Origin of the sequence: Xanthobacter sediminis, assembly GCF_043195015.1 — a bacterium.
Taxonomy (GTDB): Bacteria; Pseudomonadota; Alphaproteobacteria; order Rhizobiales; family Xanthobacteraceae; genus Xanthobacter.
In genome coordinates, this window is record NZ_JBAFWH010000008.1 from 224,850 (window position 1) to 238,239 (window position 13,390).

The 13,390-nt window shown below is 69.8% G+C and carries 4 protein-coding genes; 3 read left to right on the plus strand and 1 reads right to left on the minus strand.

Annotated elements, in window-relative coordinates; all coding sequences use genetic code 11:
* Window positions 1-114 precede the first annotated feature (114 nt).
* A complete protein-coding gene (locus V5F61_RS12945; protein WP_393989401.1) occupies window positions 115-1,332 on the plus strand; it encodes a PQQ-dependent sugar dehydrogenase in 1,218 nt (405 codons plus the stop codon).
* Here the strand turns inward: V5F61_RS12945 and V5F61_RS12950 are convergent.
* Window positions 1,308-1,670 carry a DMT family protein gene (locus V5F61_RS12950; protein ID WP_393989402.1) on the minus strand — a complete coding sequence of 121 codons (363 nt, stop codon included), beginning with the start codon at window positions 1,668-1,670 and terminating at the stop codon, window positions 1,308-1,310. The genes V5F61_RS12945 and V5F61_RS12950 overlap by 25 nt on opposite strands.
* A 135-nt stretch (window positions 1,671-1,805) precedes the next feature.
* Here V5F61_RS12950 and uvrB point away from each other — a divergent pair, with 135 nt between their 5' ends.
* On the plus strand, window positions 1,806-4,508 hold the full coding sequence (gene uvrB, locus V5F61_RS12955) for an excinuclease ABC subunit UvrB (RefSeq protein ID WP_393989403.1): 2,703 nt from the start codon (window positions 1,806-1,808) through the stop codon (window positions 4,506-4,508).
* A 647-nt stretch (window positions 4,509-5,155) separates the two neighbouring features.
* Window positions 5,156-13,390 (plus strand): autotransporter-associated beta strand repeat-containing protein (locus tag V5F61_RS12960; RefSeq protein ID WP_393989404.1); only part of this gene is annotated, 8,235 nt, incomplete at its 3' end.

Below are 13,390 nucleotides of genomic sequence, written 5' to 3' on the forward strand. Positions count from 1 at the left end.
AACTCCCTTGTGATGCGTCTCACGCTAGCTCAAAATCGAATTTGAACCTTGATGTGAAACAAAGTCTATTTTTCAGGCGGCTGCGGAAGACAAGCCCGACGCGGGGAGGGGAGCGTGATTCATTATCTTACGACCACGTTTTTCCGCAGCGGGCCGCGGCGGCTCGCCGTGGCGGGGCTTGCTGTGGGAATGCTGGCCGTCGCCGGCCCGTCGCAGGCGCTGCCCGAGCGGCCCGTGCGCTTCGCGGGGGAGACGGTACGGGTGGAGCCCTTCGCCTCCGGGCTTGAGCACCCGTGGGGCATGGCGTTCCTGCCGGACGGGCGTCTGCTGGTCACCGAGCGGCCGGGGCGGATGCGGGTGGTGGAGCGCAGCGGCCGCGTGGGGCCGCCTCTCAAGGGCGTGCCGGCGGTGGCGGCGGTGGGGCAGGGCGGCCTGCTGGACGTGGCGCTGGACCCCGCCTTCTTCGACAACCGCCTCGTCTATCTGAGCTTCGCGGAGCAGCGGGCGGATGGCCTCGCCACCGCCGTCGCGCGCGGCAAGCTCAGTCCCGACGCCGACGCGCTCACCGATGTCACGGTCATCTTCCGCCAGCAGCCGGCGTGGTCCGGGTCGAACCATTTCGGCTCGCGGCTGGCGTTCGCGCCGGACGGGACGCTGTTCGTCACCCTCGGCGAGCGCTACGACCTGAAGGAGCGGGCGCAGGACCTCTCCACCACCCTCGGCAAGATCGTCCGCATCAATCCGGACGGCTCCATCCCGAAGGACAATCCCTTCGCCCGCACCACCGGCGCCCGGCCGGAGATCTATTCCTACGGCCATCGCAACGTGCAGGGCGCCGCCATCGAGCCAGCCACCGGGCGGCTGTGGACCGTGGAGCATGGCGCGCGCGGCGGCGACGAGGTGAACCGCCCCATGCCCGGCCTCAACTACGGCTGGCCGGTCATCACCTACGGGCGCGACTATTCGGGCGCGAAGATCGGCGAGGGCACGGCCAAGATCGGCATGGAGCAGCCGCTGTTCTATTGGGATCCCTCTATCGCGCCCTCCGGCGCCGCCTTCTACGACGGCGACCTGCTGCCCGCCTTCAGGGGCCATCTCTTCGTGGGCGCCCTGGCCGGCGAGGCGCTGGTGGAGGTGAAGGTGCGCGACGCCGTGGTGATGGGCGAGGAGCGGCTGCCCATGGGCGAGCGCATCCGCGACGTGCGGATGGGGCCCGATGGCGCGCTCTGGCTCGCCACCGATTCGGACGAGGGGCAGATCCTGCGGGTGGTGCCGGCCTCCGCTCCGCACCCGATCGCCCCGGGCGATCAGAACTTATGGAAGATAAAGTAGGCGCCGGCGGCGATGAAGGCGAAGCCGACGAGGTGGTTCCAGCCCAGCGGCTCCTTCAGGTAGAGCACCGAGAAGGCGGCAAATACCAGGAGGGTGATGACCTCCTGCATGGTCTTGAGCTGGGCGGTGGAATAGCCCTGCGAGCCCAACCGATTGGCCGGCACCGCAAGGCAATACTCAAAGAAGGCGATGCCCCAGCTCACGACGATGGCGAGCACCAGCGGCGACGACTTGTATTTGAGATGCCCGTACCACGCGAACGTCATGAAGACGTTTGAGGCGAGGAGAAGCACCAGCGGCGCGATCTGCGGCGGCAGCAGGGAGGACAGGGCGGGCATGGGAAGCCGGTAGGATTGGGAGGCGGGTTCGGCCCGACTGCCTAGGCCTCCGCCAGGGCGGCCGCAAGGCGCTTTCTTCGCAGGCGGCGCGCGCAGGGGGTTTTCCGGCGGGGCCGCGGCGCCCATATTGCCGCCATGGCCAAAGCATCCCGCCCCGGAAAGCTCGGGGAACGCTCCCAGCGCGCCTTCGAGCCGGCGCCCCAGCAGGCGCTCGACCCCGCCCTCGCCAAGTCCCTCGGGCTGGAACCGGGCGACATCGCGCTCGATTTCGAGGCGTCCGGCGCCTCTGCCACGGTGCAGGCCCTCAGCAGCCTCATTGAGAACGGCCGTCCGGAAATCAACGGCCAGACCTGGGTGCCCCACCGCCCGCCGCGGCCGGAGAAGTCCGAGGGCGGTGTCTCCTTCGTGATGAAGAGCGAGTTCAAGCCCTCCGGCGACCAGCCCCAGGCCATTGCCGAATTGTGCGCCCAGGCGCGCGAGGGCGAGCGCGACCAGGTGCTGCTGGGCGTCACCGGATCGGGCAAGACCTTCACCATGGCCAAGGTGATCGAGACGCTGCAGCGCCCGGCCATCGTGCTCGCCCCAAACAAGACGCTGGCGGCCCAGCTCTATGGCGAGTTCAAGAGCTTCTTCCCCGACAATGCGGTGGAGTATTTCGTTTCCTACTACGATTACTACCAGCCGGAAGCCTATGTGCCCCGGACCGATACGTATATCGAGAAGGAATCCTCCATCAACGAGCAGATCGACCGCATGCGCCACGCGGCCACGCGCGCGCTGCTGGAGCGCGACGACGTCATCATCGTGGCATCGGTGTCGTGCATCTACGGTATCGGCTCGGTGGAAACCTACTCGGCCATGACCTTCGACCTGAAGGTGGGCGAGCGGATCGACCAGCGCGCGCTCCTGGCCGACCTCGTGGCCCTGCAATACAAGCGCATCCAGGCAGATTTCGCCCGCGGCACCTTCCGCGTGCGCGGCGACGTGGTGGAGATCTTCCCCGCCCACTACGAGGACCGCGCGTGGCGCGTGTCCCTGTTCGGCGACGAGATCGAGAGCATCCAGGAGTTCGACCCGCTCACCGGCACCAAGAGCGGCGACATGAAGAGCGTGCGCGTCTACGCCGCCTCCCACTACGTGACGCCGCGCCCGACCCTCATCCAGGCCATCACCGGCATCAAGGCCGAGCTGAAGATGCGGCTGGAGGAGCTGTACAAGATGGGCCGCCTGCTGGAGGCCCAGCGCCTGGAGCAGCGCACCCGCTACGACCTGGAGATGATGGAGGCCACCGGCGCCTGCGCCGGCATCGAGAACTATTCGCGTTGGCTCACCGGCCGCAAGCCCGGCGAGCCGCCGCCCACCCTGTTCGAATACGTGCCCGACAATTCCCTCGTCTTCATCGACGAGAGCCACGTGACGGTGCCGCAGATCGGCGCCATGTACCGCGGCGACTTCCGCCGCAAGGCGACGCTGGCCGAGTACGGCTTCCGCCTGCCGAGCTGCATGGACAACCGCCCGCTGCGGTTCGAGGAATGGGAGGCCATGCGGCCGCAGACGGTCCACGTCTCCGCTACCCCCGGCCCGTGGGAGATGGACCGCACCGGCGGCGTGTTCGTGGAGCAGGTCATCCGTCCCACCGGCCTCGTGGATCCGCCGGTGGAGGTGCGCCCGGCGCGCACCCAGGTGGACGACCTCCTGGGCGAGATCCGCGCCGCCAGTGCCAAGGGCTATCGCACCCTCGTCACCGTGCTCACCAAGCGCATGGCCGAGGACCTCACCGAATACCTGCACGAGAACGGCATCCGCGTGCGCTACATGCATTCGGACATCGACACCATCGAGCGCATCGAGATCATCCGCGATCTGCGCCTTGGCGCGTTCGACGCCCTCATCGGCATCAACCTGCTGCGCGAGGGCCTCGACATTCCCGAATGCGGGCTGGTGGCGATCCTCGACGCGGACAAGGAAGGCTTCCTGCGCTCGGAGACGTCGCTGGTGCAGACCATCGGCCGCGCCGCCCGCAACGTGGACGGGCGCGTCATTCTCTATGCGGACAACATCACCGGCTCCATGAGCCGCGCCATGGCCGAGACCACCCGCCGCCGCGAGAAGCAGGTCGCCTACAATGTGGAGCACGGCATCACGCCCGAGAGCGTGAAGAAGGCCATCGGCGACATCCTCAACTCCGTCTACGAGCGCGACCACGTGCAGGTGGACACGGGGCTGATGGAGGAGGGGGCGGCCTTCGGCCACAACCTCAAGGCCGTCATCGCGGACCTCGAGAAGAAGATGCGCGCCGCCGCCGCCGACCTCGACTTCGAGACCGCGGCCCGTCTGCGCGACGAGATCCGACGCCTGGAGGCCACCGAGCTGGCCGTGGCGGACGACCCGATGGCGCGGCAGGAGGCGGTGGAGGACAAGTCCGGCGGCTTCCGGGGGCCGCGCAAGTATGGCCGCGCCGCCAACCTGCCGCCCGAGGCGCCCGCCGAAGGGGGAGCCAAGCGGGCGGCTTCCGGGGCCTCGGCCAAGGGGCGGGGGCGGGCGTCCAGGCCGGCGGCTCCCGAGGCGCCGCTGCCCGTGGAGGATGTGGCGCCCGCCAAGGCTCCGGCCCGTGCATCCAAGGCGAAGACCGGCCTCGAAGCCGCGCTGGAAGGCTGGGCGGAGAAGCAGGCGCCCTATGCGGCGCCCCGCGCCGCGCGAGCCCACAAGCCCTCGCTCGACGACATGGGCCCCGGCACCGACCGCACGGTGCCCCTCTCCGAGGACGGCTTCCGGCCCGGCCCGAGGCCCGATCCGGGCACGAAGGGCTACCGCAAGGGCGGGCGCCGCAAGGGCTGACGCCGAGAGGGCTGACGCCGCCCCGCCCCTCGGCTGACGCTTCGGCCCCGTCGGGAGGAGGCCCGATCCGGGCGCGAATGCGTGCTGTCGGGGGCGGTCCGTGCAGGCTGGCGCCTTTTCGCCGCCGCAGCGGGGCTCCGTCCGGGCCCGAGACGCGATCCGGGCCGGAATGGCGTGTGAAGAGGCGCCGGAAATGCTGATGCCTCCGGGTGGCAGGCGTGGCGCAGGCGCGCCGCCACGGTGGGGTGGCACACGGCCATCACGTGGCAGTCGCCGCCCAGCCGCTGCCAGATGGAGATAAGGTCGTCCACATCTTCGGACAGGCCGCATAACCCGCGGCAGGAATCGGCACCGCGACGGTTGCCACCGCGCAGCTTCCTCCCCGCAGCCCTATTGGCATGCCTGTCTTGTCGGGGCCCCGGGGCCCGATCTGGCCCCTCCTGCGAAGCGTGTCTGCGCCGCGCGCCACTGTGGCACCGATGCACGCTCGGAATTTATTTTCCCTCGCTGCGCAATCTGGATGTGCCGCTGCGCGATCTTGGTAGCAGCTCACCGGCCTCCTCAGGGAAAACGCACTGAAGTACCCGCCCTCCGCAACCGAATCCGCGGAGCGCTGGTCCATCGGGCGGTATCTGGGGAGAGCTGGCATGGAGCGCACGAAGAACGTTGGCCGTCGCGAGGCGAATGGCGGCCCCGGCTCCCTGGCTCAAGGGCGCGTCGTGCGTTCGGCGCGCACGGTTCGCCAGGGTCTGCTTCTCACTTCCGCTCTCGTACCCGTGCTGGCCCTTTCCCTGGCGGCGGTGGTGCCCGCCCTTGCCGGTGGCGGGCAGACCTACATTCCGTCCGCCGCCGGCGGCGCGGGTGGCGCGGGTGGCACCGCCGGCGGCGGCGGTGGTGGTGGTTCGGGTGGTGGCGGTGGTGGCGGTGGCGCCAACTCCATCGCGCCGGCGGGTGCCGGTGGCTACGGCGCATATGGTGGCACATCGGGTAATGGCACCATGGCAACCATCGCGACTCCGGGCGCTGGCGGCGATGGTGGCAGCACCTCCGGCGCGGGCGGCGCGGGCTTTCCCAACAATGGCAGCGGCGGCGCCGGTGGCGCCCCCTTTGGCGGTGATGGCGTGGATGGCGGCAGCGTCTCCGCAGGCGTCATCGGGTCCGGTGGCGGCGGCGGTGGTGGTGCCCACGGCTACATCGGAAGCGCCCTGCCCACCCTGGTGGTGACCGGCGGCGCGGGCGGCGCGGGCGGCAATGGCAACTCCACCGGCATGAGCGGCGGCGGTGGCGGCGGCGGCGGTGGTGGCGGCGGCTTCGGCGCCATCGTCGAGGGCACGGGGGATCTCGGCGTGCTGACCACCGCCATCACCGGCGGCGCGGGTGGCAACGGCGGCATTCCCGGTGGCGGCGGCGGCGATTCCCACAGCGGCGCGGGTGGCGGCGGCCTCTTCATTTCCAGCTCCGCGGCGGCGTCCGCCGTCATCGACAGCATCGTGACCGGCGGCGCGGGCGGCACCTCCTATTACGGCGGCGCCGGCGGCAGCGGCCTTTATGTGCTGAACACCAGCGGCGGTGCCACGATCGACATTGCCCTGGGGAATTCCGCGACTGTCCAGGGCGGCGCGGGTGGCGGCGTCAGCGCCGCGACGGCGGGGGCCGGCGGCGTCGGCATCGCCGGTTCGGATTTTTCGGTGATCCTGGCCGCGGGGGCCTCCGTCTCCGGCGGGCTCGGCGGAGACGGCGTGACGCAGGCCAACGCCATCGCCTTCACCGGCGGCACGAACATCCTGGAGCTCCAGGGCAACGGCGGCACCTCCGGCTCCACCTACGCGACCATCACCGGCAACGTGGTGGCGGTTTCCGGCGGTACCGACACCCTGAAGCTCACGGGTGCCGGCGGCGTGTTCGACGCCACCAGGATCGATGCCGGAAACGGCGGCCAGTTCAAGAACTTCGCGGGCATCACGGTGGACAGCACCGGGACCTGGATCGTCCGGAACTTCACCTCGGTCAACTGGGGCACTTTCATCAGCGATCCGGCCCTGACCGTCGCCTCGGGCACGCTCCAGCTCGGCGATTCGGGCGTGAACGGCGGCCTCGTCGTCGCGGCGACTGTGGCAAGCGGCGCCACGCTCGCCAATGATCCCACGGGCTCGCACACCGGCTACATTCACGGCAATATTGAGGTGCAGAGTGGGGGCCACTTGGCTGCGACGGCCGTTGCCGGCCAGTCTGCCATCTCCTCCGGCGCGGGTTCCATCATCCTGAATGCCGGCGCGATCCTGGACGCGACCCTCGGTGCGCCCACTACCGCCGCGGCACTTTACTATGCCGATGACAGCCTGACGCTGAACGGCACGCTGAACATCACCGACAATGGGGCGATGGCGGCGGGCACCTACCTGCTCATTCAGTACAGCAACTCGCTCTCCGGCGCCGGCCTGACCATCGGCACCGCGCCGAGCGACTACGACTTCACGATCAGCACAGCGACCGCCGGGGAGGTGCGCCTGCTCGTCGCGGAGGGCGGTCTCTATTGGAACGGCTCGACCACGGGCGGCAGCACGTCCGCGGTGGCCGGCGGCACCGGCACCTGGACCGCCTCGGGCACCACGAACTGGACCAACGCGGGCGGTACCACGCACGTGGCCTGGAGCGACGGCAAGACCGCCGTGTTCGCCGGTGCGCCCGGCACCGTCTGGGTGGATACCAGCTCGGGCGCGATCATCGCCAAGGGGCTGAAGTTCATCACCTCCGGCTACGAGCTGGCCGCTGATTCCTCCGGCTACCAGCTCACCCTCGCGGACGCCGCCAAGCCCAAGGTGAACGTGGTGGGCGCCGCCACCGTGGCCACCATCCGCGCCGGCATCATCGGCACCGATGGCCTGGAGAAGAGCGGCGCGGGCACGCTGGTCCTCACCGGGGAGAACACCTACACCGGTGGCACCACCATCAGCGCCGGCACGCTGCGGCTCTCCGGCTTCGGTTCCATCACCGGCGACGTGCTCAATGACGGCGCGCTGGTGTTCGAGCGCTCGGGCGGCAACAACACCTTCGCCGGCGCCATCTCCGGCAGCGGCTCGGTCGCCAAGACCGGCGCGGGCACGCAGGAACTGTCCGGCGCCAACACCTATGCCGGCGCCACCCAGGTCAATGCAGGCGTGCTGATCGCCAGTGGCGGCGCGGCCATCGGCGACCAGAGCGCCGTGACGGTGGCATCCGGGGCGACGTTGCAGGTCGGTTCCGATCTGTTCACGAATGCCTCGGAGACGATCGGTTCGCTGGCCGGTGCAGGCACCGTGAGCATTCCGGGGCTTTTCACCGTGCTCGCGGTCGGCGGAGACAACAGCTCGACCACGTTCTCCGGCGTGATCGGGCCACGGGGCAGCCTGAAGAAGGAAGGCACGGGCAGCCTGACGCTTTCAGGCGCGAGCACCTATGATGGCACCACCCAGATTGCCGCTGGCAGCCTGATCCTGGACGGAACCGCGCTTGGTTCAAGCGAGAGCGTTCTGCCGGCGACCGCCCAGATCTCGATGTCGGCGAACACGACGCTGGAGCTGGTGGGCCATTCGCAGGCCATCGCCCGCCTTGACGCGGACTCGTCGGCCACAACGGCGACGGTCAACCTGAACGACAACACCCTGACGATCGGCGATGGGGGCGGCCCGATCATCGGGGGCGGGTCATTCTACGGTTCCATCACCGGCACCGGCGGGGTGACGAAGGTCGGTGACGCTCCCAACAATCTGGAGCTTGGCGGGACCAACACCTTTACCGGCCCCTTCGACATCCAGGCTGGCCGGGTGTTCCTGAGGAACGGCGCGGCGGTCGCCGATAGCGTCGCGGTGAGTGTGGCGAGCGGTGCAGAGCTGGTCCTGAACAATTCCGAGACGATCGGTTCGCTCGATGGCGCGGGTGTTGTGACCGGCGCCGGGGGCAGCGGTGTCACCGTGTCCCTCACCACGGGCGGCAACAACACGTCCACGACCTTCTCCGGCGTGCTCCAGGGGGTGCCTGCCTCCAATTACATCCTGGCTCTGGTGAAGGAAGGGGCGGGGACGTTCACGCTGACCGGCGTGAATACCTACACCGGCGGCACCACCATCACCGGCGGCACGCTGCAGATCGGCGCCGGCGGCACCTCCGGCTCCATCACCGGCAACGTGACGGACAACGGCACGCTGGTGTTCAACCGCTCCGACGACCTCACCTTCGCCGGCACCATCACCGGCACCGGCACGCTGGAGAAGAAGGGCGCGGGCACGCTGCTGCTCACCTCGTCCTCCACCAGCGTCGCGCAGGTGGCCATCACCGCCGGCACCATCGAGCTTGCGGATTCCGCGCAGCTCGCGTCGAACGTCACGGTGAGCAGCGGCGCCACGCTGAAGGGCATAACCGACGGCTATGGGGTGATTTCCTCGCAGGCGAGCGTCACGGTGGAGAGCGGCGGGCGCGTCCTGGCGGCGCCGTCGGCCGGTGGCGGCTATGGCCTCGACATGAACAGCCTCACCATGAACGCCGGCGCCATCATGGCGGTGGAGCTCGGGAGCAACCACACCAATCCGGCCTTCTACGCCGGCAGCCTGGTGCTCAACGGCACGCTGAACGTGACCGACGTGGGCATGTCCACCGGCTCCTACAACATCATCGAGTATGCCGGCACCGCCGGAGGCAGCGGCCTCACCCTCGGCGAGATGCCGCTGCATTATCTCTACGCGCTGACGACCAGCACCGGCGAAAGCAGCACCATGCTGCGGCTGACGGTGGCCGCGGGCCAATGGTGGAACGGCGCGGTCACCAGTGCCGGTGGCTCCGTGGTCGGTGGCGCCGGCACCTGGGATGTGGCCGCGGGCACCACCAACTGGACCGATGCCGCGGGCAGCGCTTCTTCCGCCTGGGCCCAGAACGGCCTCCCGATCTTCGCCGGCACCGGCGGCGCCGTGACCGTGAGCGGGGCAACCGCCCCGCAGGTGGCGGGCATGGAATTCCTGGTGGATGGCTACACCATCGGCGGCGGTGGCATCACCATGCAGCCGTTCGCGGCCGGTGCCCGCCCGCGCATCACCGTGGGCGACGACACGCCGGCTTCCGATGGGATCACGGCCACCATCGCCTCCGCGCTCACCGGCACGGGGGGCTTGCAGAAGGCGGGCCGCGGCACGCTGGTGCTCACCGGCAGCGACGGCTTCAGCGGCGCGCTGGAGGTTCTGGCCGGCAGCCTCGTGGTCTCGTCCGGAGGCCAGCTCACCAGCGGCGCCGGCAATATCGCGTCCGACGTCGGCTCCCTCGCCGGCGTGACGGTGACGGGAAGCGGCTCCCAGTGGAATCTCGGCAACAATGACCTGAGTGTGGGCTACGGCGGCGCCGGCACCCTTTCCATCTCGGCCGGCGGCACGGTGACCAACGCCTACGGCACGCTCGGCTATGATGCGGGCAGCTCGGGCACGGCCACCGTGACCGGTGCCGGCTCCTCCTGGCAGCTCGCCAGCGGCTATGGCGTCTATGCCGGCTACTATGGCTCCGGCGACCTCACCATCTCGGACGGCGGCTCCGTCGTCAGCCACGGCTCCAGCTATCTCGGCTACGACACCGCTGCCTCCGGCACTGCGACCGTCACCGGGGTTGGCTCGAGCTGGGACATCGGAACATCCGACCTTACGGTGGGCTACTACGGCCACGGCGAGCTCGTGGTTTCCGCAGGCGCAACCGTATCAACCGGCTACGGCACGCTCGGCTATTACGACGGCTCTGTCGGCACGGCCACGGTGACCGGCGCCGGCTCGACCTGGGATATGAATTCCTACGGCGCCTATGTGGGCTATGAGGGCGTCGGCAATCTCACCATCTCAGCCGGCGGCAAGGTGCTGAGCGGTTCCAGCTATGTGGGCAGCGACACCGATGCGCCCGGCACCGTGCTGGTGACCGGTGCCGGCTCCACCTGGGACCTCGGCAGCCACGATTTGTCCGTCGGCTATTCCGGCGCGGGCACCGTCAGCACCCTCACCATTGCCGACGGCGGCACGGTGACCGGCACCGGCGGCTATCTCGGCTACTATTCGGACGCGATCGGCATCGTGACCGTGACTGGGGCGGGCTCGAACTGGAACCTGGGCACATCCAGCCTCTACCTCGGCTATGACGGCGGCTCCGGCACGCTGAACATCGAGAACGGCGGCACGGTGACGAGCGGCTCCGCCCTGCTCGCCGAAACCAGCAGCGCGACCGGCACCGCGAACGTGAGCGGGACCGGCTCCACCTGGAACCTCGGCACGGGCGCGCTGAGCGTGGGCAGCTCCGGCATCGGCACGCTGACCGTCTCCAGCGGCGGCACGGTGCTGAGCGGTGGGGCTTTCATCGGCCAGTATTCCGGCGCCTCGGGCTCCTCCGCGACGGTCACCGGGGCGGGCTCCACCTGGAACCTCGGCACGGGCGCGCTCGATATCGGCAGCGGCGCCAACGGCTCGCTCCTGGTCGCCGATGGCGGCACCGTGCAGAGCAGCGGCAATGTCTACATCGGCCGCAATGCCGGCGTCACCGGCTCGGTGACGGTGACGGGCGCCGGCTCGAACCTGAACCTGGGCGGCGGCTACCTTTATGTCGGCAGCTCTGGCACCGGCACGCTCTCGGTGGAGGACGGCGGCGCGGTGACGAGCGCTGTCGGCTACCTCGGCTCGCTGGCCGGCTCGTCGGGCACGGCGACGGTCACGGGCGCGGGCTCGAGCTGGAACCTGGGAACCTCGTTCCTGCTTCTGGGCTATAGTGGCAGTTCTGGCGCGCTCACCATCGCCGATGGCGGCACGGTCACCACATGGCAGGTGGTGAAGGCCTGGAACGCCAGCAGCGCGAGCTTGACCTTTGACGGCGGCGTGCTGAAGGCGTCGCGGAACGAATCCGACTTCATCTATGGCTTCGCCTCGGGCGAACTGACTCTCGCGGCCGGTGGCGGAACCATTGACTCGAACGGCTTCGATGTCGGCACCTCCAGCGTGTTCTCCGGCGCCGGGGCGCTGACCAAGACGGGTGCCGGCACGCTGACGCTGACCGGCACGAACACCTACACCGGCGGCACCACCGTTTCCGCCGGCACGCTCCGCATCGGCGACGGGGGGACCTCGGGCTCCATCATGGGGGCCATCGCCAACAGCGGGACGGTGGAGTTCAACCGCTCCGACGCGGTGACGGCGCCGGGCCCCATCACTGGTACCGGCGCGCTGGTCCAGGCAGGTTCGGGTACCCTCACGCTGGCGGGGGCCAACAGCGCGGCGGCGGGCACCACGGTGCGGGCCGGCACGCTGGAGATCCTGAGCGGGGTGAGCCTTGCGAGCGACATCGTGGTGGAGGCCGGTGCGACGCTGAAGGGCGAGACCAGCGGCAGCGCCGGGGCGGCGGTGGCCGGCATGGTCACCGTGCGCGACGGCGGCACGCTGAAGGCGGCGCCGACCGCCAGCGCCGGCGTCTATGGCCTTGCGATGACGGGCCTCACCCTTTCCAACGGCGCGATCCTGGACGTGACGCTGGGCAGCAATACCGGCAATGCGGTGTTCTCCGCGGGGACGCTGACGCTGGATGGCGTGCTCAATGTCACCGATGCGGGCGGCATGGCGCTCGGCGTCTACCGCATCCTCAGCTATAGCACCCTGGCGGCGGACAACGGGCTCACGCTGGGCACGACGCCGACCCAGTATGCTTACGAGATCCAGCAGGCGCCGGGTCAGGTGAACCTGGCGGTGCTGAACAGCGACATGCTGTACTGGAACGGCACCACCACCGCGCCGGATGGCACGGTGCACGGCGGCAGCGGCGTCTGGAACGCGAGCGGGAGCCAGACCAACTGGCTGACTGCGCCGCTCAACCAGTCGCGGACCTGGAGCCGCACCTTCGCCGTGTTCGCGGGAACGCCGGGCACGGTGACCGTGGATACCACCGACAGCGCGCCCGCGGTCACCGGCATTCAGTTCATGGTGGACGGCTATCAGGTCAGCGGCGGTCGCATCGTGCTCGACGCGCCCTCCGGGCAGACGCAGGTCCGCGTGGGCGACGGCACGCCCTCGGGTGCGAGCTATGTCGCCACCGTCGGCTCCCTGCTGCAGGGCACCACCGGGCTCGAAAAGACCGATCTCGGCACGCTGATCCTGACCGGAGAAAGCACCTACACCGGTGGAACGACCGTCAGCCAGGGCACGCTGCAGATCGGAAACGGGGGCGCCTCCGGCTCCATCTCCGGTGACGTGGTCAATAACGCGCGGCTGGCATTCAACCGCTCCGACGACGTGACCTTCGGCGGGGAGATCTCCGGCACCGGCGCGGTGGCGAAGATGGGGGCGGGCACGCTCGTGCTCACCGGCGCCAACACCTATGCGGGCGGCACCACCATCAGCGAGGGCGCTGTGCAGGTGACGAGCGCCGGCCCGCTTGGCACCGGCAGCCTTGCGCTGGAGGGCGGTGGCGCCCTGAAAGCGAGTGGCACCTTCACCTATGCGGCCGGGGTCTCGCTGACGCCGGTGGCCGGAAGCGGAGGCGGCACGCTGGCCGTGGACGCGGGGCAGGCGCTGACCGTCTCCGGCGTCGTCTCCGGCGCCGGTGCGCTCACCAAGAACGGGCCGGGGGATGTGACCCTCACCGGCGCCAACACCTTCACCGGAGCCACCACCGTGGGGGCCGGGCGCATGTTCCTGAGTGGCGGCGCCTCCCTTGCCGACGGGGCGCGGCTGACGGTGGCGGCGGGCGCGGGCCTTGCCCTCACCGATGCCGACGAAACCGTGGGCTCGCTGGGCGGCGGTGGTGACATCGCGCTGAACGGCTATTGCCTGACGACAGGCGGGGACGGCACCAGCTCCACCTTCTCCGGGTCCATTACCGGCTCGGGCTGCCTCGCCAAGACT

Coding starts and splice junctions, on each gene's coding strand:
- V5F61_RS12950 (WP_393989402.1), bottom strand. CDS start 1,670: ATGCCCGCCCTGTCCTCCCTGCTGCCGCCGCAGATCGCGCCGCTGGTG.
- uvrB (WP_393989403.1), top strand. CDS start 1,806: ATGGCCAAAGCATCCCGCCCCGGAAAGCTCGGGGAACGCTCCCAGCGC.